The sequence below is a fragment of the Aeromonas sp. s2 genome, from assembly GCF_040907935.1.
In the GTDB taxonomy this organism is placed as follows: Bacteria; Pseudomonadota; Gammaproteobacteria; order Enterobacterales; family Aeromonadaceae; genus Aeromonas; species Aeromonas dhakensis.
The window spans coordinates 76,434-95,918 of the sequence record NZ_JBFOCR010000010.1 but is presented as its reverse complement, the minus strand read 5'-3'; the positions used below and the strand labels follow the sequence as shown (position 1 = coordinate 95,918).

The following is a 19,485-nucleotide window of genomic DNA, read 5'->3' as shown; positions in this document are numbered from 1 at the left end:
ACAAACTTTTGTGTACTGCTTTCAAAATGGTGCGCCCGAGAGGATTCGAACCTCTGACCACCTGGTTCGTAGCCAGGTACTCTATCCAGCTGAGCTACGGGCGCTCATAAACTTTTGATTTTGCTTTAAATGGTGCGCCCGAGAGGATTCGAACCTCTGACCACCTGGTTCGTAGCCAGGTACTCTATCCAGCTGAGCTACGGGCGCCCTGATTTAAAGCGATAAAAAAAGCTTACTCAACAGTAAGCCTTTTTCAGTTGTACCGGCTTGCTGATTGCCAGTACATGACTCATCGTGAGTCTAATATGGTGCGCCCGAGAGGATTCGAACCTCTGACCACCTGGTTCGTAGCCAGGTACTCTATCCAGCTGAGCTACGGGCGCAAATGGCGGAGAAGGGGGGATTCGAACCCCCGATGCGGGTATAAGCCGCATACTCCCTTAGCAGGGGAGCGCCTTCAGCCTCTCGGCCACCTCTCCGTTTGCGGGGCTGATAATACTTCACAGGGATTTTTAGTCAAACACTTTTTTGGAGAAAAAAGTGCGTTCGCTCGGTATTTGGCCAAAGCGTGGAATATTCAAGCAATATCGACACTTATACCGCTCTTTCGCCCCCTGCACCGCCATTTTCGGCGCTCTGAAAAAACAAAAGGCGACACATGAGGTGTCGCCTTGTCACAGCCATTGATGCCGCTTAGAAGCCGGATTGACCCGGTACTTTCTCGGCCTGGATGCGCTGATAGATCTCTTCGCGGTGCACGGAAACTTCTTTCGGTGCGTTCACGCCGATACGAACCTGGTTGCCTTTCACGCCCAGCACGGTGACAGTCACTTCGTCACCAATCATCAGGGTTTCCCCTACACGACGAGTCAAAATAAGCATTCGCTTGCTCCTGTATCCTGTTTTGTATTTATATCGATATGCGACATTATCTTACAAAGATACCGATATGGTAAATGGTTGAAACTAAATCAATCAGGGATTGTTTCCCAAGGGCTGCTCATGAGGCTCCTGATCCAGCCCAAAAGCGGAGTGCAAAGCACGCACTGCCAGCTCCAGGTACTTCTCGTCAATCACCACGGATATCTTGATTTCAGAGGTGGAAATCAACTGCATGTTGATCCCCTCCTCGCCCAATACCTTGAACATGGTGCGGGCGACGCCAGGATGGTTCCACATCCCGACTCCGACGATGGAAACCTTGGCGATCTCACCGTTGCCCTGCACACAGGCGGCCCCCAGCTCGCTGGCGGTCTCCTCCAGCAGGGCGCGCGCCCGGCGATAGTCATCGCGATTCACCGTGAAGGTGAAATCGGCGGTGCCATCGCCCAGCGTGTTCTGCACTATCATGTCGACATCAATGTTGGCGTCGCTGATCGGATTCAGGATCTGCGCTGCCACGGTGGGCCGGTCCGGCACACCCAGAATGGTCAGGCTGGCTTCGTTGCGATTGAACGCTATCCCGGATACCAGGGGAGCTTCCATCCTCTCACCTCCATATGTGATTAACGTTCCCTCTCCCTCGACAAAGCTCGACAGCACCCGCAGCGGCACGCGGTACTTGCCCGCGAACTCCACCGAACGGATCTGCAGCACCTTGGCGCCCAGGCTGGCCATCTCCAGCATCTCCTCGAAGGTGATGGTGTCGAGACGACGCGCCTTGGGCTCGATGCGCGGATCCGTGGTATAGACCCCGTCCACGTCGGTAAAGATCTGGCACTCATCGGCCTTGATGGCCGCCGCCACGGCGACCGCCGTGGTGTCGGAGCCACCGCGCCCCAGGGTGGTGATGGCATTGTGCTCGTCACGACCCTGGAAGCCCGCGATCACCACCACCTTGCCCGCGCCCAGTTCAGCCTGAACCCGGTCGGTGTCGATGTGGGTGATGCGCGCCTTGCCATAGGCGGAATCGGTGTGAATGCGAACCTGATCACCGGTCATCGAGACTGCGGGGCAACCGCGTTTGTTCAACGCGATGGCCAGCAGCGCTATGGTGACCTGTTCACCGGTGGAGACCAGCACATCCATCTCGCGCCGGTTGGCATCAGGATCCAGCTGCTGGGCCATGCCCAGCAACCGGTTGGTTTCGCCCGACATGGCGGAGACCACCACCACCACGTCATGTCCCTGGGCGCGGGTCTGTTCGACCCGCTCAGCTACCGCCTCGATTCGCTCCAGCGTGCCGACCGAGGTGCCGCCGTACTTCTGTACATAGAGTGCCACAGATCACCTCGCCCGATTACAGGCGCTCTTCCAGCCAGGAGTGTACGGATTGCAGGGCCGCCGGCACTGCCTCAGGCTGGGTACCACCCGCCTGGGCCATGTCGGGACGACCACCGCCCTTGCCACCCACCTGCTGGGCCACCAGATTGACCAGCTCACCGGCCTTGACCTTGCCGGTCAGGTCGTTGGTGACACCCGCGATGAGGTTGACCTTGCCCTCGCCGCTGGTGGCCAGCAGCACCACGCCAGACTTCATCTGGTTCTTCAGTTCGTCCAGCATGCCGCGCAGGGATTTCGGATCGGCCCCTTCCAGCGCTGCAACCAGCACCTTCTGGCCCTTGATCTCGATGACCTGACCCAGCAGGTCGTTACCGGCCTGGGCGGCCAGCTTGGCCTTGAGCTGCTCCAGCTCGCGTTCCATCATCTTGGCCTTGTCCAGCACCTGGCGAACCTTGTCAGCGATGCTGAACTGATCGCCCTTCACCAGCGCGGCAGCCTCTTCGATCTGCTCACCGACCTGATGCATGAAGTCGATGGCGGCCTTGCCGGTCACCGCTTCGATGCGGCGCACGCCGGCGGCGATGCCGCTCTCGGCGATGATCTTGAAGAAGCCGATGTCACCGGTGCGCTTGGCGTGGGTACCGCCGCACAGCTCGGTGGAGTAGTCGCCCATGCGCACCACGCGCACGTCGTCTTCGTATTTTTCACCGAACAGCGCCATGGCGCCGGCCGACTTGGCCTCTTCCAGGCCCATCAGCTGGGTGATGATTTCGTGGTTGGCACGGATCTGGTTGTTGACCAGCTCCTCGACCCGGCGAATGGTCGCCATGGTCATCCCCTCGAAGTGGGAGAAGTCAAAGCGCATGCGCTCGGCCCCGACCAGAGAGCCTTTCTGGGTCACGTGCTCGCCCAGCGCCTGACGCAGGGCCGCGTGCAGCAAGTGAGTCACCGAGTGGTTCAGGGCGATGGCCTGACGACGGTCGCCATCGACCACGGCCTCGACCTCGGCCCCTTTCTCCAGGGTGCCCAGCTCCATGTAGCCCTTGTGGATGATCGCCTTGCCCGCTTTGACGGTATCGGTCACGGCAAAGATGCCGTCGTCCACTTTCAGGGTGCCGCTGTCGCCGATCTGGCCGCCGGACTCGGCGTAGAAGGGGGTCTGCTCCAGCACGATGACAGCTTCGTCACCGGCGATGAGACCGCTCACCTCGTCCACGCCCTTGTAGATGCCGACCACACGGGTGCGCTCGGTCAGGGTCTTGTAACCGGTGAAAGGGGTCTCGAAGTCGAGTTTGAGCATCTCGTTGTAGTTCACGCCGAAGCTGGATGCTTCCTTGGCACGAGCACGCTGCTTCTCCATCTCGGCCTTGAAGCCCTCTTCGTCGATGCCGATCTCGCGCTCGCGCACCACGTCGGCAGTCAGGTCGGCCGGGAAGCCATAGGTGTCATATAGCTTGAACACCACTTCGCCCGGAATGACCTTGGCATCGCCCAGGTTGGCCAGAGCGTCTTCCAGCAGCAGCAGACCGCGGTCCAGGGTGCGGACGAACTGCTCCTCTTCGATGCGCAGCACGCGCTCGACCAGCGGCAGCTGGGCGATCAGCTCGGCAGCGACATCCTTCATCTGGGCTGCCAGTTCGGCGGCCAGCTTGTAGAAGAAGACATCGGTGGCGCCCAGCTTGCGACCGTGACGCACGGCGCGGCGGATGATGCGGCGCAGCACGTAGCCGCGACCTTCGTTGGAGGGCATGACGCCGTCAGCCACCAGGAAGGCGCAGGAGCGGATGTGGTCCGCGATGACGCGCAGGGACTGGTTGCTCAGATCGGTGGTGCCGACAATCTCGGCCGCTTTCTTGATCAGCGCCTGGAAGATGTCGATTTCGTAGTTGGAGTGAACCCCCTGCATGATGGCGGAGATTCGCTCCAGACCCATGCCGGTATCCACGGACGGGCGCGGCAGCGGCTCCATGGCGCCGTCAGCCTGACGGTTGAACTGCATGAACACCACGTTCCAGATCTCGATGAAACGGTCGCCATCCTCTTCCGGTGAGCCGGGACGGCCACCCCAGATGTGATCGCCGTGGTCATAGAAGATCTCGGTGCAGGGACCGCACGGGCCGGTATCGCCCATGGCCCAGAAGTTGTCGGAAGCGTACGGGGCGCCCTTGTTGTCACCGATGCGCACGATGCGATCGGCCGGCACACCGACCTCTTTTTCCCAGATGTCGAAGGCTTCATCGTCAGTCGCGTAGACGGTCACCAGCAGGCGTTCTTTCGGCAGTTGCAGCACCTCGGTCAGGAAGCCCCATGCAAACTTGATGGCATCCTGCTTGAAGTAATCGCCGAAGCTGAAGTTGCCCAGCATCTCGAAGAAGGTGTGATGACGAGCGGTATAGCCGACGTTTTCCAGATCGTTGTGCTTACCACCGGCACGCACGCAACGCTGGGAGGTCGTCGCGCGGTTGTAGGCACGCTTGTCTGCGCCAAGGAACACGTCCTTGAACTGGTTCATACCCGCGTTGGTAAACAACAGGGTCGGGTCGTTATGCGGTACCAGCGAGCTGGAGGAGACAACCTGGTGCCCCTGGGAACGGAAATACTCGAGAAACGCAGCGCGTATCTCAGACGTGGACATATACATGGAAAATCCTGCTTGATTCGAATACGGACTTTTAACCGCATTAATGTAAGTTTTCTGCGGGGTAAAGTAAAACGGACAGGGCCGCCACGGGCGAAAAAGCGCACATAAACGGGCCGGAAAAGCGCCCCGCTGCCAACCGCGGCTTTTTTCACCATCAACAGGAGAAAAAGCGGCATGAAAAGAGGGTCAAGACAGGGAGAACCTGGCTTTCATCAATCTGCACTGACAAGCCTATGAACAGGCAGGGAAAATCTTGCACAGGCGTCATAATGGCCTGGTCGGCAGATGGAAACCGGCGACCAGGCGCCGGCAAAGCGGAAATGAAGAGAGCAGGTGTACGGCGATGGGGCTCTCGTCTCTCGAGTCATCTCAAGATCCCAGCACAAACATCGCCGTTCTACTCCTCCCGCTCCTGCAGGGCAGAGATGGCATAACGGGCCTGATCCTGGCTAAAGCCGCGCCCCAGCAGATACTTGAGCCACTTCATCCGCAGCTTGAAGTCGGCCAGGTCGGCTAGGTTGGCCCGTCGTTCCAACAGCTCGAGGGCGAGTTCGAACCAGTCCAGCTCGGGTTGCTCGAAGGCGGCATCGATCTGGCCATCGTCCAGCCCCTTGCGGCGCAGGTCGAAACGGATCTTGAGCGGGCCATGCCCCTTGGCGGCGCCCGCCCGCACCGCCATGGCACCATAGCGCTCGTCATTGACCCAGTTGTAACCGCGGCAGTAGTCGACTACCGCCTCGATCACCTCTTCCTGATAGCCCTGCTGGCGCAGGCGTCTGGCCAGCTCAGACTCGGCACTCTCGCGACGGGCCAGACTGCGCATGGCGTAGGCACGGGCGGCCGCCAGCTGCTCTGCAAAGCTCGGTTCGGCGGGCTCAACCGGTTCGGTAACGGATTCATCAACCATAAATGACAAGGCCGGGTATCAACCCGGCCTTCCTTTCGCTCTTATTCGAACTCTTGTTCGTTTTCGGCTTCAAACTCGTCGTACTCGGCAGCGGAGGGCTTCTCCTCCACCAGCGCGGCGCCGGAGAGCAGCAACTCGCGCAGCTTGGCTTCCACTTCGCCAGCCAGCGCCTTGTTCTCGGCGAACAGCTTCATGACGTTGGCCTTGCCCTGACCGATCTTCTCGCCGTTGTAGCTGTACCAGGCACCGGCCTTGTCGATCAGCTTGTGCTTGACGCCGAGATCCACCAGCTCGCCCTCTTTGGAGATGCCGGCACCGTAGAAGATCTGGAATTCGGCCTGCTTGAAGGGAGGGGCTACCTTGTTCTTCACTACCTTGACGCGGGTCTCGTTACCAACCACTTCGTCACCTTCCTTGATGGCGCCGGTACGACGGATATCCAGACGCACGGAGGCGTAGAACTTGAGCGCGTTACCACCGGTAGTGGTCTCCGGGCTGCCGAACATGACGCCAATTTTCATCCGGATCTGGTTGATGAAGATGCACAGGCAGTTGGCGTTCTTGATGTTGGCGGTCAGCTTGCGCAGCGCCTGGGACATCAGACGAGCCTGCAGGCCGACGTGGGAGTCACCCATTTCGCCTTCGATTTCCGCTTTCGGGGTCAGGGCCGCCACGGAGTCGACGATGATGACGTCAACTGCATTGGAGCGCACCAGCATGTCGCAGATCTCCAGCGCCTGTTCACCTGTGTCTGGCTGGGAGATGAGCAGGTCGTCGACGTTGACGCCCAGCTTGGCAGCATAGATGGGATCCAGTGCGTGCTCAGCATCGACGAAGGCACAGGTCTTGCCCTTCTTCTGGGCTTCGGCGATCACCTGCAGGGTCAGCGTGGTTTTACCGGAAGATTCCGGGCCATAGATCTCGACGATACGACCGCACGGCAGACCACCGATCCCCAGCGCTACGTCCAGAGAGAGGGAGCCGGTGGAGATGGCTTCAATATCCATGGTCTTGCTGTCGCCCAGACGCATGATGGAACCTTTGCCGAACTGCTTTTCAATCTGACCCAGCGCAGCCGCCAGTGCCTTCTGTTTGTTCTGATCCATGCCAATCTCCGCTGGAAATCGTGAGTAAAAATGAAGTTGGGCTAAGTATACTGTCTATTCATACAGTATCAAGCCCAATTTATCTGAGCAGGGCCAACAGACCCGACAAGGCCTGTCTCACCGCCTGCTGACGCACCTGCCGGCGATCCCCGTCGAAACGGGCCAGCAGGGAGTGGTGGCGGCCGTTGCAGTCGGCCCAGGCAAACCAGACGGTGCCGACCGGTTTGCCCTCGGTGGCGCCGCCGGGGCCGGCGATGCCGCTGATGGCGACACTGATGGAAGCCGACGAGTGGGCCAGCGCGCCGCAGGCCATCTCCAGCACCACCGCCTCACTCACCGCGCCGTGCTGCTCCAGGCTTTCGTCACTCACCCCCAGCATCTGCTGCTTAGCCTCATTGGTGTAGGTGACAAAGCCACGATCGAACCAGCCTGAGCTGCCCGCGATGTCGGTGATGGCCGTGGCCACTCCGCCGCCGGTACAGGATTCGGCGGTGGCCGCCAGCCAGCCTCGCTGGCCAAGGGCCCGCCCCAGCTCGATGGCGAGGTGCTCTATCTCTGCGTCCAGTTTCATCGCGACTCCCTCTGATGCGTGCAAGAGGCACATTATGCGATCCCGCCGCCGCCTGCCGCAACTGAACGCCGCTCACCAGGCTGATGCCTCTGCCTACACGGAGGGTCGTGATCCCCGACCTCCCCCGCCACGCCGCTTATGTGTAGAATGGCGCCATCAAGCTCAAGGCTCATCACCGCAGACACAGGCCCGCAGAGGCCCCTTCTGGAATAGCACATGACCGCACAACACCAAGCCACCGGCGCCACGCCAGGCGCCAACCTCAGCGCCCACACGCCCATGATGCAGCAGTATCTGACCCTCAAGGCCGAGAACCCGGAGATCCTGCTGTTCTACCGGATGGGCGACTTCTACGAACTGTTCTACGACGATGCTCGCAAGGCCTCCCAGCTGCTCGACATCTCCCTGACCAAGCGTGGCCAGTCGGCCGGCAGCCCCATTCCGATGGCAGGCGTGCCCTATCACGCCATCGAAGGGTATCTCGCCAAGCTGGTGCAGCTGGGCGAATCGGCCGCCATCTGTGAACAGGTGGGGGATCCCGCCACCAGCAAGGGGCCGGTGGAGCGCAAGGTCATTCGCATCATCACCCCGGGCACCGTTTCCGACGAGGCGCTGCTCAGCGAGCGGCAGGACAACCTGATCGCCGCCGTCTATCACGATGGCCGCCGCTTCGGCTATGGCACCATGGACATCGGCTCCGGCCGCTTCTTCATCAACCAGTTCGAGAAAGAAGAGACCCTGCTGGCGGAGCTGCAGCGCACCAACCCGGCCGAGCTGCTCTACCCGGAATCCTTCGCCTACCTGCACCACGTCGAGGGTCGCCGCGGTCTGCGCCGCCGCCCGGAGTGGGAATTCGAGCTCGGCACCGCCCGCAAGCTCTTGTGCCAGCAGTTCGGCACCCAGGATCTGGTGGGCTTCGGGGTCGAGCAGAGCGAGACCGCCCTGTGCGCTGCCGGCTGCCTGATGCAGTACGTGAAAGACACCCAGCGCACCGCCCTGCCCCACATTCGCAGCGTACGCCTCGAGCAGCCCGATCATGCGGTCATCATGGATGCCGCCACCCGCCGCAATCTGGAGCTGACCCAGAACCTGGCCGGCGGCCACGACAACACTCTCTCCGCCGTGCTGGACTGCACCGCCACCCCCATGGGGAGCCGGCTGCTCAAGCGCTGGATCCACCAGCCGATCCGCGACCGGGTGATCCTCAAAGGGCGCCAGAGCACCATCAAGGAGCTCATCGAGCAGAACCTTTACGACGAGCTGGGTGGATTGCTGCGCCAGGTCGGCGACGTGGAGCGGGTGCTGGCGCGCCTGGCCCTGCGCTCTGCCCGTCCGCGTGACCTCACCCGGCTGCGCCAGGCCTTCGCCCAGCTGCCGGAACTGCAGCGCTTGCTTGCGGGCAGCGAGCACGAGGCGGTGCAGCAGCTGCGCGAGCGGGCCAGTACCTTCCCCAAGCTGCTGGACCTGCTGGAGCGCGCCGTGATGGAGGTGCCGCCGGTGCTCATTCGCGATGGCGGCGTCATCCGCGAAGGGTTCAACACCGATCTGGACGAGCTGCGGGATCTGGCCAACGGCGCCACCGCCAGCCTGGCCCGTATCGAGGAGCGCGAACGGCTGCTGACCGGCATCAACACCCTCAAGGTGGGTTACAACAAGGTGCACGGCTTCTATATCGAGGTGAGCCGAGCCAACAGCCATCTGGTGCCGGCCCACTACATCCGCCGCCAGACGCTGAAAAACAACGAGCGCTACATCATCGATGAGCTCAAGAAGTACGAGGACAAGGTACTCACCGCCCAGGCTCAGGCGCTGGCGCTGGAGAAACGCCTCTACGAGGAGCTGCTCGATGCCCTGCTGCCGCACCTCGGCGATCTGCAGGAGTCCGCTGCCGCGCTGGCGGAGCTGGACGTGCTGGCCAACCTGGCGGAGCGGGCCGAGACCCTGAACTACCGTTGCCCGCAACTCATCGACGAAGATCAGATCCTGATCGAAGCGGGCCGCCATCCGGTGGTGGAGCAGGTGATGACCGACCCCTTCATCGCCAACCCCATCCGGCTGGAGCGGGAGCGGCGGATGCTGATCATCACCGGCCCCAACATGGGCGGTAAATCCACCTACATGCGCCAGACTGCGCTCATCGTGCTGTTGGCCCATATCGGCGCCTTCGTGCCGGCCGACAGCGCCCGCATCGGCCCCATCGACCGTATCTTTACCCGCATCGGGGCGTCGGACGATCTCGCCTCCGGCCGCTCCACCTTTATGGTGGAGATGACCGAAACCGCCAATATCCTCAACAACGCCACCGCCCGCAGTCTGGTGCTGATGGACGAGATTGGCCGCGGCACCAGCACCTACGACGGCCTCTCGCTGGCATGGGCCTGCGCCGAGCAGCTGGCAAGCAAGATTGGCGCCTACACCCTGTTTGCCACCCACTACTTCGAGCTGACCCGCTTGCCGGAGCTGATGAGCGGGCTCGCCAACGTCCATCTGGATGCGGTGGAACACGGCGACACCATCGCCTTCATGCACGCGGTGCAGGAGGGGGCGGCCAATCGTTCCTACGGTCTGCAGGTAGCGGCGCTGGCGGGGGTTCCGAAATCGGTGATCCAGCAGGCCCGTCACAAGCTGCACGAGCTGGAGAGCGCCACCCCGGTGGCCGCCGGCGAAGTACGCCCGGCCCCGGTCGCCCTGCCGCCACAGAGCCATCCTGTAGTTGATGAGCTGGAAGCGGTGCGCCCGGACGAGCTGACCCCGCGCCAGGCGCTTGACCTGCTCTATCGCCTCAAGCAGATGCTGTAACCCGTCACCAACACAGCAATAAAAAGGGGAACCGTGAGGTTCCCCTTTTCGTTTTCATGGTTCGGCCTGTCGTCAGGCCGGCCCTATCCTGTCCATCAGGCTCATGTGGGTTGAGCCCTCGTGGCGCTTGAGCTTCTGGCGATACTCGAACTGGTGCTGACTCTCCTGCTTGAGGCCCAGCATCAGGGAGTAGCACATGGCCAGCATGATCACCGAGAAGGGCAGCGCGGCTATGATGCTGGCGGCCTGCAGGGCGGCCAGTCCGCCGGATACCAGCAGAATGGCGGCCACCAGCCCCTGACCCAGCCCCCAGACGGCACGGTGCAGCACGGGGGGATCCTGATCCCCGATGGAGAGCAGAGTCGTAATGACCAGGGTGCCCGAGTCGCTGGAGGTGATGAAGTAGGTACAGATGAGCAGGGTCAGCACCCCCTTGGCGATCCAGCCGAAGGTCTCCCAGTGCAGCAGCTCCACCGTCTTGTAGAGCGCCAGGGTGACATCCTGATTGACCGCGGCCACCACGCCGCCACTGCCGAACAGCTCCAGATTCATGGCAGTACCGCCGAACACTGTGAGCCAGAACATGCCGAGCAGGGAGGGCACCAGCAAGACACCGAGCACGAACTCGCGGATGGTACGCCCCTTGGAGATGCGTGCGATGAACATGCCGACAAAAGGCGCCCACGCAATCCACCAGCCCCAGTAAAACGCGGTCCAGCTCGACTGCCAGGCCGAGGTGCCGTTAGCCTCGGTGTTGGTCCAGAAGCTCAGCTTGACGATGTTCTGCAGGTAGTCACCTATGTTCTGCACATAGGCGTTGAGGATGTAGGTGGTCGGCCCCAGCACCAGGAAGAGGCCCAGCACGAACACGCTCAACCAGATATTGAGCTCGGAGAGGATCTTCACCCCGCGTCCGACGCCGGAGACCGCCGACAGGGTGGCGATCAGGCTGATGCCGCCGATGAGCCAGAGCTGGTTCGCCTGCGATACTTCCATGCCGAACATCTGGTTGAGGCCGGTATTCATCTGGGAGACCCCCAGGCCAAGGGAGGTCGCCACCCCGAACACGGTACCAAACACCGCCAGCACGTCGGCGGCGTGACCCCAGAAACCGTAGATGCGATCGCCGAGCAGCGGATAGAGCACGGAGCGGATGGCCAGCGGCAGCTTGCGCCGGTAGCTGAAGAAGGCGAGCGACAGGCCGACGATCACGTAGATGGCCCAGGGGTGCAGGCCCCAGTGGAAGAAGGTGAGACGCATGGCGATCTGGGCCGCCTCCGGGGTCATCCCTTCGGTGACGAAGGGGTTGCCCTGCAGGTGGTACATGGGCTCGGCGATGCTCCAGAACACCAGTCCTATTCCCATGCCGGCGCTGAACAGCATGGCGAACCAGGCGAAGTAGCCGAATTCCGGTACCTGGTCGTCGTCACCCAGCCGGATGCTGCCGAAGCGGCTGAACATCAGATAGATGGCGAAGAACAGGAACAGGGCGACCACCAGGATGTAGTACCACTTGAACCCGGCGATGATCTTGTCCTTGGCCCCCACGAACCAGGTGGCGGCGGTTTCGGGGACGAACATCCCGAACAGCAGGAACAGGGTGATGACGGTGAGCGCCGTCATGGCCATGGTCGGGTTGAGGCCTTTGAACAGCCCTTTGTTTGCTCTCATCTGGCCTCCTTAGTCGTTGTTGAAAAAGTCTTCACCCACGTGATCACCGGCGCCGCCGATGGCGCGGTAGACCAGCTTGCCGGCCGTCTGCGCTCTGTGGTCCACCAGGCTGACGGAGGGCTGACCGTTCACCGCGTGGCGCTTGCCGAGGAAGATGGCCATGGGCACACCAAGGTTGGAGATGCCGCTGGTGATCCAGAGCCGGTTGAAGTCGTAGGAGCCGCCGATGAACTCCAGCTGGGCCAGCCCGGTATCGAGGCCGGTCAGGTAGAAGTTCATGGCGCTCTCGTCCGGGAAGAGGTGCACCAGCACATAGGCATAGCGTAATTCGTTTACCAACTCCTTTAGGTTGAAAGAACCCGTCTCGCTGCAGGATAGCGGCAACTCACCATCGTAGTGATGCACCTTGAGGTTGTTGGGGTCTTCATCATAGGCGGGCTGGTAACGCACGAAAGCCGAGGTGTCAGGCAGTTCATAGCGGACTCTGACCACTCGAAGGTCGGCCACCAGCGCTTTGATGTCCAGTTCGTCACTCATCATCTTGCTCCTCGAAACAGCAGGGGAAAATAGGGGGAAAGCTCATTACCCTAACACAAAATAATTAGAGCAGAAAAGATTACAGTAAAAACCATATTGACCTTGTGACGAATTAGGCGGAGAATTTTGCGCCTCCCAATCACCCCTCGACGATTTCATACCCCATGGAAAAACATGATGAAGTGTTGGTCGCCCTGCGCCAGATCATTCGTGCCATCGACATGCACTCCAAGCGCTTGATCAAGGAGGCAGGCCTGACCTCGCCCCAGCTCTTGCTGCTCAAGGGGATCGACGAGCTGGGTCAGATCTCCATGCGTCAGCTGGCGGATCACACCAACATGAGCCAGGCCACCGCCACCACCATCATGGACCGCCTCGAGAGCCGCCAGCTGGTGCAACGCATCCGCAGCGAAACCGACAAGCGCAAGGTGCATGCGACACTGACTGACGCAGGCCGTGCCCTGCTGGCCCAGGCGCCGACCCCGCTGCAGGAGCGCTTCATTCAGCGTTTTCAAGCACTTGAGACCTGGGAGCAGACTCTGCTGCTCTCCTCTTTGCAGCGTATCTCCACCATGATGAATGCCGACGAGATAGACGCGGCCCCGGTGCTGAGCGTCCGGCCCCTCACCGAAGAGCGGGCATAAAAAAAGCTCCCGAACGGGAGCTTTTTTTATGGGCCGAGGCGAGCGGGATCACTCTTCTAGGCTGATGCCGATATTGGAGACACCGTCCTGCGCGGCGAAGGCACGCACGGCCAGGATGCGGTCGCTGTCACGCTCGTGGGCCACCCGCTTGAGCAGCTCGACCTGGAACTCCAGCTCGGCCTCCATGTATTCGTGCTCGTAGAGCTCCTCGTCGGTGAGATCGCGCTCTTCCAGCATCTCGATGAAACCGGCGACCGTACCGACCGAGGCATGGCTGGCGTCGTTGGCCTCTTCCCCCACCCGGCAGATCACCGAGTTGTAGGCGCAGCCCAAGGCGACACAGGCATCCAGCGCCGGATAGGCACCGTAGGATTCGAACTTGCTGGGTTCCGGAATGTAGACTTCGAACGCTTCCAGAATCGCCCCCAGATTGACCCGGGATCCTTTCACCGTCAGGTAGTTCCACATCTGATCCAGGGCGTGACGAAATGCCTTCGCATCCCCGAAACCGGAGGCCTGGGAAAACAGCGCATAGTTGGGGTACATGCGCTCTGCCAGCGCCAGGGTGTAGACCGTCTGTTGCCAAGGCTGTAGCTCGGCCAGTCGCTTATAAAACTTGTCACCAAACACTGGAGTCGGATCCTTTGCAAAATGTGGGGCAGATTGTAGCCCACGAGGGGCCGCGCGAAAACGAAAAAGCGGCCTGGTCGGCTATGTTGGCCGGTCAACTCGGGTAAGATGAAGGCAGAGCGGCCTCTCTCCCGCGCCGCAAATCTGATAAGGAACAAGAGTATGAGTCAACGTACCCTTCTTTTGCTCAGCCAGGACAATGCTCACTACGAGCGCCTGCTCAAGGCGGCCCACCTCCCTCATCTGCGCATTTTGAGAGCCGACAACCAGAGCGATGCCGAGAAAGTGATCGGCGAGGCCCACATCCTGATGGCCGAACCGGTGCGCGCCAAACCGCTGCTGGCCAAGGCCGGCAAACTCAGCTGGCTGCAATCCACCTACGCCGGGGTCGACGTGCTGCTGGATGCCAGCTGCCGCCGTGACTACCAGCTCACCAATGTGCGCGGCATCTTCGGCCCGCTGATGAGCGAATACGTGTTCGGTCATCTGCTCAGCCTGATGCGCCAGATCCCCCTCTACCGGGAACAGCAGAAGCAGCGGCTGTGGCAGAGCCACCCCTATCACGGTCTCAAGGGACGCACCCTGCTGATCCTGGGCACCGGCAGCATAGGCCAGCACATCGCCCACACCGGCAAGCACTTCGGCATGAAGGTGCTCGGCGTCAGCCGCAGTGGCCGTGAACGGGCCGGTTTCGACCAGGTATATCAGCTGCCCGCTCTCAACAAGATGCTGGCGCAGGCCGACGTCATCGTCAGCGTGCTGCCCGCCACCCGCGAGACCCATCACCTCTTCACTGCCGCCCGTTTCGAGCACTGCAAGCCGGGCGCCATCCTGTTCAACGTGGGGCGCGGCAACGCCATCCACGAAGGGGATCTGCTCACGGCACTGCGCACCGGCAAGCTGGGGATGGCGGTGCTGGACGTGTTCGCGCAGGAGCCGCTGCCCGCCGACAGCCCGCTCTGGGGCCAGCCCAACCTCATCGTCACGCCGCACAACAGCGCCTACAGCTTCCCCGAGGACGTAGCCCAGATCTTCGTGCGCAACTACATCCGCTTCATCGACGGCCAGCCGCTGGACGGCAAGATCGACTTCGACAAGGGCTATTGATGGCCACCAGCCAACAAAAAGGCCCCGCCATTCTGGCGGGGCCTTTTTATTTCGGCGAGAGAGGCATCAACCGGCCTCCATCTCCTTGCGATAGCTCTTCACCTTGGCGAGGAACTGGCGCTTCTCCTTGCCGGAGAGCGGCTCCGCCATCGGCAGCTTGACCTTCATGGCATCCACCGGGCGGTTGTTGATCCGCACTTCGTAGTGCAGGTGAGCGCCGGTGGAGCGACCCGTGTTGCCGGAGAGGGCAATCTTGTCGCCCATCTTCACCTTCTGGCCCGGTTTGACCAGCAGCTTGCTCAGGTGCAGGTAACGGGTCATCAGGGTACGACCGTGCTTGATCACCACATAGGTGCCGGCCAGCGGGTGGCTGGTCGCCTTCAGTACCACACCGTCACCGGTTGCCATCACGGGGGTGCCGACCGGCAGGGCAAAGTCGGTGCCCTCGTGAGGCCGCACCTGGCCGGTGATAGGGTGACGGCGATTCGGGTTGAAGCTGGAGCTGACCCGGTAGCGGCTGTGGGTCGGGTAACGGCGGAAACCGCGCTCCAGGCTGTTGCCCTGCCCATCGTAGTAGTTGCCATCTTCGGACAGCCAAGCAGAGACGTTCTGACCCTGACTGAACACTTCCACCCCGAGCAGCTGGGTGTTGCCGGTGCTCTTGCCTTCGACCGTCTCCTGGCGCACCAGCACCTTGAACTTGTCGCCCTTTTTCAGATCCTTGGCGAAGTTGAGCCGCCACTGGAACAGGTTGGCAATCTTCTGGATATGGTTGGCCGGGATCCCCGCATTGCGGGCACTCACGTAGAAGCTGCCATTGATGACACCGTCATAGCTCTTCTTCTGCCACTCCACCTCTTCATTGAGCATGTTGGCGCTGTAGGTGTCGTCGGTACGCTCCAGCACCAGGGTCTGCTTGATGTTCAGGCGGATCTTCATCTGCTGCAGTATGTTGTCCTGATCGATCAGCAGCTCGATGGTCTGGCCCGGCTTGAGCCGTGCCAGATTGTTCTTGGTGTCGGCATCCAGCACCTTGTAGAGGGTGGTGGTGGAGAGACCCAGGTTGTTGAAGATGGTGGTCAGATTCTCGCCATTGCGAACCCGGTAATCCTGCCACTGGGGGGTGGCGTCGGCCGGGATGTCATCTTCCGGCGTCGCGGCTTCTACCAGCTCGTGATCCGGGATGTCGTTGAAGTCCGTATTGTCTTCGTTGGTTGCGGTGCCATTGGTGGCGATCGGCAACTCCAGTCGCAGCGGCCGCTCCAGGATGTCACCCGGGGCTGGCAATATGGCTACCGCCGACAGCGTCATGGCCGTCAGCAGTAGCATGGCGTAAAAGTGTTTGCGGGGAACCGGGGGTTCCCAATTGGCGGCCTGCGCTACCAAGGGACGGAGACGTTTCATCCGCTATCCTGTCATTAGATCCAAGGGTGTTAGTGGTCAGTCTGTTTGTTATGAAACCGTATAAAACTGATTGTTTGACCTAAATACTCACAATTAGTTCATAGCAATCTGCATGAACCTCACATTTTATGCATAACATTCCTTCATGGGCAGAAATGATCGTCTTTTTTAACCATTTTTTCCTATTTTTAAGAGCCGGGTCAGCTCACCTCCGACCCCAGGTTTCAACATGTTGCGATAACTTTTCCATGGAGTGGATATGTCGTTAGCGAAACTGTTAAATCGAATCATCCTGATTTTGTTCCTGATTGGCGCCGTCCTGCTGTTCATGCTGGAAGTCACCACGGTGCGGCAATCCATCCTCGATCAGATGTCCGCCAACCTGGAAACCGCCATCACCGCCCTCGGGCTGGTGCTGCAAGGCACCCTGCTCAACGATGACAAGGTACTGGCCGAGACCATAGTCAACGCCATGTTCGACGGGGGCTTCGTCAGCGCGGTCACCCTGCTGGATCCGGATGGTCAGGTGCTGTTCCAGAAGGTCTTCCACACCGCGCAACAGAACGTGCCGACCTGGCTCCCCTCTGTTATCGACATGCCGCCGGTGAAAATTGAGCAGGAGCTGACCGATGGCTGGCGCATGCTGGGCACCCTCACCCTGGAAGGGCACACGGGCTATGCCTACCAGCATCTGTGGAATGCGATCAGCCGTACCGGCACGGCCCTGGTGGCAGGTCTGCTGGTGTTCACCCTGGTGATCTCCTGGGTCTGCAAACGGCTGCTGCGCCCGCTCGAGCAGATCAATCTGCAATTGGTGAAGATCCGCAAGCGCCAGTTCAGTGGCACCCTGGACGCTCCCTGGCTGCAGGATCTCAAGGAGCTGGCCGGCTCGGTCAACCAGCTGGTGTCGGAACGCAAACGGGATCTGCTGCAGCAACGGCTCAAGATAAGCCAGCTCGGCAAACAGCTCCCCATGGTCAATGAGCCGCTACAGACCCTGACCTGCGCAGGAGAGGGGCTGTTGCAACAACACTTCTTCTCGACCCAGGGCAGCATTCGTCTTTACAGCCGCCTCATTCCGGAAGTCACCCCGTCACTGAACAGTTCACCGGACGAGATCCGGCACCTGCTCGATCTCTGGCTGCACCATGCAGTCGAGGGATTGCAGCTGCCGCTCAGCCTGCTCGGCCACCCCGACTGGGCTCAATTTGCACCTCTGCTGGCCAAGGGCAGAGGCAAGACCCTCGATTGGCGCTGGGATCAGGAACATGTGCCACCCCTTGCCCAGGAGCGGCTGGCCGCCTTGCAGGAACAAGGGGTGGAGATGGCCTTCAGCGCCATCCCGATGACCAACGAGACCTTCAATCAGCTCGACCCCATCAATCCCGTTTTCATCAGCTGCCAGCCGACCCAGGCTCCGCTCTATTGGAACCTGGTGGCCCAGTGCCTGCACAGTGCGGGCTACACCCTGCTGGCGGAGGCCGGCGACATTCAGGATATCGACACCCTGCGCAACTGGGGCATCGATGGCTACGCCGGCAAGGAGGCATGATGAACAGGACCGGATTGTTGCTCGCCCTGCTGTGGCCACTGCCGCTGCTGGCCAACCCCACCACCATAGCCACCGGCGGTGAACAGGGGATCTATCACCAGATCGCCAAAGAGTTCTGCCGGCTGGCCAACAAGAGCGATGCCGGACTGCAGTGCAAGCCGCAGGCGACCTCGGGCTCCATCGAAAATCTGCGCCAACTGAAAAGCGGCGAAACAAGCTATGCGCTGGTGCAGTCGGACTGGCTCTACCAGGCCAGTAACGGCCTGGGTCCATATGCCAGTCAGCCGCAACCAGAGCTCAGGGCCATCTTCGCCACTCACGCCGAGCCCTTTACCATAGTGGTGAGGGCCGACGGCGACATCACCAGCCTGGAGCAACTCAAGCTGGCCCCCATCGACATGGGACTCAAGAGTTCCGGTACCCGCCAGACGGCGCTCGCCCTGTTCAACGTGCTGGGCGCCAAGGAGCAGGATCTCGATCTCAAGAGCGTGGCCAATCTGGCCGAGTCCCTGTGCAGCAAACAGATCGACGCCTATGGCCTGGTGATGGGTCACCCCAACCGCATCGTGCTGGATACAGCCAAACGCTGCCCCGTGCGTTTCCTGCCGATCGAGGGGGCAACCCGGGATCAGCTGCTCAAGGGGGTCAAGTATTACCAACGCAGCCAGATCCCTGCGCGTATCTATCCGGGCAACCTCAAGGCGACGCCGACCTTTGCCATCGCCGCCACCCTGGTAACCACCGCCAGCACGCCACAGGCCGACGTTTACCGCCTGACCCGGGCCATGCTGGCCCAGCAAACCAAGTTCAATGAGCAAACCTACGGTTACGCCAACTTGTTTCACCAGGCGCGCAATAAAACCGGCCCGGTGCTGAGCATCGAACAGCATCCGGGCGCGGCAAAATATTTCGAGGAGTTGAAAGCGGCGGGCAAGCTATAGCTGACGGCGGGGGGAGCGCAACTGCTCGCTGGAGAAGCGGGTCTTCATCGAGGTCCACTGCGCCAACCTGTCGGCACTGCCTGCCAGGGTCCCTTCCCGGCGTGACTTCATGATCCAGATGCTCTTGGCATCAAAACTGTAGACGGGGATAAGATCGGTCCGCTTGCTGCCGGGCAGGATCCGGTTGTTGATGTTGTCGAGCACCAGCGGATCCGACTTGGGGGTCGCGAAGTAGAGCGTCACCATATGAAACTGGTTGTAGCGCACCGCTTTGACGTAAGCCAGCCGCAGCTTCTTCTCGTCCACCCCAAGCTCCATCAGGGTGTAGTACTTGGAGATGCTGTAATCCTCGCAGTCACCGCCACGGGCACCGATAAACTCCAGCGGGTTGGCCCAATAATCCTCCATCCCCCATAACTTGGGATCCTCGCTGTAGGTCAGGTTGTTGAAGTAGTTGTTGACCAGCTCGATCTTCTGCTGATCCGTGGTGCCGGCCCTTGGCGTCAGCAGACGCGAAAAGGCCTCCGCCCGCTGGAGGGCCCGACCGCCATAGACCTCCTGCAATTTTGCCTGCAGTGCAGGGCTGGCCATGTATTCGGAGAGGCGGGAAGCCTGCACGCTGGCACAGCAGAGCGCCAACGTGCAGGTGGGAACGAGCAGCCATTTCATACCAGACACTCCCTGTCAGATGCTGGAGGTCAGTATAGTTGCCTCTGGCGGCCCCAGTGGCGGGCACGCGGGCGCTTCGACGC

The 19,485-nt window shown here is 61.0% G+C and carries 16 protein-coding genes and 4 tRNA genes; 5 read left to right on the top strand and 15 right to left on the bottom strand.

What is annotated here, in order from left to right:
• Window positions 1–27: 27 nt before the first annotated feature.
• The 10 genes from AB5Y81_RS08905 to pncC form a co-directional block, all read right to left on the bottom strand.
• A tRNA-Arg gene (locus AB5Y81_RS08905) sits at window positions 28–104 on the bottom strand.
• 26 nt (window positions 105–130) lie between these two features.
• Window positions 131–207 (bottom strand) — tRNA-Arg (locus AB5Y81_RS08900).
• Between the two features lie 99 nt (window positions 208–306).
• Window positions 307–383: transfer RNA gene (locus tag AB5Y81_RS08895), tRNA-Arg, on the bottom strand.
• A gap of 3 nt (window positions 384–386) precedes the next feature.
• Window positions 387–479: transfer RNA gene (locus tag AB5Y81_RS08890), tRNA-Ser, on the bottom strand.
• A 214-nt stretch (window positions 480–693) separates the two neighbouring features.
• Entirely contained in the window at window positions 694–882 is a 189-nt protein-coding gene (gene csrA, locus AB5Y81_RS08885) for a carbon storage regulator CsrA (protein ID WP_005305164.1), read from the bottom strand.
• Window positions 883–975: 93 nt separating this feature from the next.
• Window positions 976–2,223 carry an aspartate kinase gene (locus AB5Y81_RS08880; RefSeq protein WP_005305167.1) on the bottom strand — a complete coding sequence of 416 codons (1,248 nt, stop codon included), beginning with the start codon at window positions 2,221–2,223 and terminating at the stop codon, window positions 976–978.
• A 16-nt stretch (window positions 2,224–2,239) separates the two neighbouring features.
• Entirely contained in the window at window positions 2,240–4,864 is a 2,625-nt protein-coding gene (gene alaS / locus AB5Y81_RS08875) for an alanine--tRNA ligase (RefSeq protein ID WP_279485258.1), read from the bottom strand.
• 397 nt (window positions 4,865–5,261) lie between these two features.
• Entirely contained in the window at window positions 5,262–5,771 is a 510-nt protein-coding gene (locus AB5Y81_RS08870; protein ID WP_025201156.1) for a regulatory protein RecX, read from the bottom strand.
• 41 nt (window positions 5,772–5,812) lie between these two features.
• Window positions 5,813–6,877 carry a recombinase RecA gene (gene recA / locus AB5Y81_RS08865; protein WP_279485257.1) on the bottom strand — a complete coding sequence of 355 codons (1,065 nt, stop codon included), beginning with the start codon at window positions 6,875–6,877 and terminating at the stop codon, window positions 5,813–5,815.
• 79 nt (window positions 6,878–6,956) lie between these two features.
• Window positions 6,957–7,448: a nicotinamide-nucleotide amidase gene (gene pncC, locus AB5Y81_RS08860; protein ID WP_201899962.1), complete on the bottom strand. Its 492-nt coding sequence runs from the start codon at window positions 7,446–7,448 to the stop codon at window positions 6,957–6,959.
• Between the two features lie 216 nt (window positions 7,449–7,664).
• On the opposite strand from pncC, the gene mutS reads away from it, so the two are divergent.
• Window positions 7,665–10,247 carry a DNA mismatch repair protein MutS gene (gene mutS / locus AB5Y81_RS08855; RefSeq protein WP_279485256.1) on the top strand — a complete coding sequence of 861 codons (2,583 nt, stop codon included), beginning with the start codon at window positions 7,665–7,667 and terminating at the stop codon, window positions 10,245–10,247.
• Between the two features lie 72 nt (window positions 10,248–10,319).
• On the opposite strand, the gene AB5Y81_RS08850 is transcribed toward mutS, so the two are convergent.
• Together AB5Y81_RS08850 and AB5Y81_RS08845 are read right to left on the bottom strand one after the other, a co-directional pair.
• A complete protein-coding gene (locus tag AB5Y81_RS08850) occupies window positions 10,320–11,918 on the bottom strand; it encodes a BCCT family transporter (protein WP_279485255.1) in 1,599 nt (532 codons plus the stop codon).
• Between the two features lie 9 nt (window positions 11,919–11,927).
• Window positions 11,928–12,455, bottom strand: coding sequence for a hypothetical protein (locus tag AB5Y81_RS08845; protein WP_017765335.1), 528 nt, complete (start codon window positions 12,453–12,455; stop codon window positions 11,928–11,930).
• Window positions 12,456–12,619: 164 nt separating this feature from the next.
• On the opposite strand from AB5Y81_RS08845, the gene AB5Y81_RS08840 reads away from it, so the two are divergent.
• On the top strand, window positions 12,620–13,099 hold the full coding sequence (locus tag AB5Y81_RS08840) for a MarR family winged helix-turn-helix transcriptional regulator (protein ID WP_005305194.1): 480 nt from the start codon (window positions 12,620–12,622) through the stop codon (window positions 13,097–13,099).
• Window positions 13,100–13,147: 48 nt separating this feature from the next.
• Here AB5Y81_RS08840 and AB5Y81_RS08835 read toward each other — a convergent pair whose 3' ends face one another.
• Entirely contained in the window at window positions 13,148–13,729 is a 582-nt protein-coding gene (locus AB5Y81_RS08835) for a YjaG family protein (protein WP_005305197.1), read from the bottom strand.
• 162 nt (window positions 13,730–13,891) lie between these two features.
• Here AB5Y81_RS08835 and AB5Y81_RS08830 point away from each other — a divergent pair, with 162 nt between their 5' ends.
• A complete protein-coding gene (locus AB5Y81_RS08830) occupies window positions 13,892–14,836 on the top strand; it encodes a D-2-hydroxyacid dehydrogenase (RefSeq protein ID WP_195879355.1) in 945 nt (314 codons plus the stop codon).
• A 66-nt stretch (window positions 14,837–14,902) separates the two neighbouring features.
• Here the strand turns inward: AB5Y81_RS08830 and mepM are convergent, their stop codons facing one another.
• Entirely contained in the window at window positions 14,903–16,240 is a 1,338-nt protein-coding gene (gene mepM, locus AB5Y81_RS08825) for a murein DD-endopeptidase MepM (protein WP_005305203.1), read from the bottom strand.
• 259 nt (window positions 16,241–16,499) lie between these two features.
• Between mepM and AB5Y81_RS08820 the strand changes: the two genes are divergently transcribed.
• Window positions 16,500–17,792 (top strand): LapD/MoxY N-terminal periplasmic domain-containing protein, encoded by a 1,293-nt coding sequence (locus AB5Y81_RS08820; RefSeq protein ID WP_216973421.1) that lies wholly within the window; start codon window positions 16,500–16,502, stop codon window positions 17,790–17,792.
• Complete coding sequence (locus AB5Y81_RS08815; RefSeq protein WP_005305209.1) at window positions 17,792–18,733, top strand: TAXI family TRAP transporter solute-binding subunit; 942 nt, start codon at window positions 17,792–17,794, stop codon at window positions 18,731–18,733. The genes AB5Y81_RS08820 and AB5Y81_RS08815 overlap by 1 nt, the downstream gene beginning before the upstream one ends.
• Here AB5Y81_RS08815 and AB5Y81_RS08810 read toward each other — a convergent pair.
• A complete protein-coding gene (locus AB5Y81_RS08810) occupies window positions 18,728–19,402 on the bottom strand; it encodes a transglutaminase-like cysteine peptidase (RefSeq protein ID WP_123246654.1) in 675 nt (224 codons plus the stop codon). The genes AB5Y81_RS08815 and AB5Y81_RS08810 overlap by 6 nt on opposite strands.
• Window positions 19,403–19,485 lie beyond the last annotated feature (83 nt).

Excerpts from the sequence above, each read along its gene's own strand:
- recA (WP_279485257.1), bottom strand. The coding sequence starts at position 6,877 with ATGGATCAGAACAAACAGAAGGCACTGGCGGCTGCGCTGGGTCAGATT.
- AB5Y81_RS08815 (WP_005305209.1), top strand. The coding sequence starts at position 17,792 with ATGAACAGGACCGGATTGTTGCTCGCCCTGCTGTGGCCACTGCCGCTG.
- mepM (WP_005305203.1), bottom strand. The coding sequence starts at position 16,240 with ATGAAACGTCTCCGTCCCTTGGTAGCGCAGGCCGCCAATTGGGAACCC.
- pncC (WP_201899962.1), bottom strand. The coding sequence starts at position 7,448 with ATGAAACTGGACGCAGAGATAGAGCACCTCGCCATCGAGCTGGGGCGG.
- mutS (WP_279485256.1), top strand. The coding sequence starts at position 7,665 with ATGACCGCACAACACCAAGCCACCGGCGCCACGCCAGGCGCCAACCTC.
- AB5Y81_RS08845 (WP_017765335.1), bottom strand. The coding sequence starts at position 12,455 with ATGAGTGACGAACTGGACATCAAAGCGCTGGTGGCCGACCTTCGAGTG.
- AB5Y81_RS08850 (WP_279485255.1), bottom strand. The coding sequence starts at position 11,918 with ATGAGAGCAAACAAAGGGCTGTTCAAAGGCCTCAACCCGACCATGGCC.
- csrA (WP_005305164.1), bottom strand. The coding sequence starts at position 882 with ATGCTTATTTTGACTCGTCGTGTAGGGGAAACCCTGATGATTGGTGAC.
- AB5Y81_RS08820 (WP_216973421.1), top strand. The coding sequence starts at position 16,500 with ATGTCGTTAGCGAAACTGTTAAATCGAATCATCCTGATTTTGTTCCTG.
- AB5Y81_RS08810 (WP_123246654.1), bottom strand. The coding sequence starts at position 19,402 with ATGAAATGGCTGCTCGTTCCCACCTGCACGTTGGCGCTCTGCTGTGCC.
- AB5Y81_RS08870 (WP_025201156.1), bottom strand. The coding sequence starts at position 5,771 with ATGGTTGATGAATCCGTTACCGAACCGGTTGAGCCCGCCGAACCGAGC.
- AB5Y81_RS08840 (WP_005305194.1), top strand. The coding sequence starts at position 12,620 with ATGGAAAAACATGATGAAGTGTTGGTCGCCCTGCGCCAGATCATTCGT.
- AB5Y81_RS08830 (WP_195879355.1), top strand. The coding sequence starts at position 13,892 with ATGAGTCAACGTACCCTTCTTTTGCTCAGCCAGGACAATGCTCACTAC.
- alaS (WP_279485258.1), bottom strand. The coding sequence starts at position 4,864 with ATGTATATGTCCACGTCTGAGATACGCGCTGCGTTTCTCGAGTATTTC.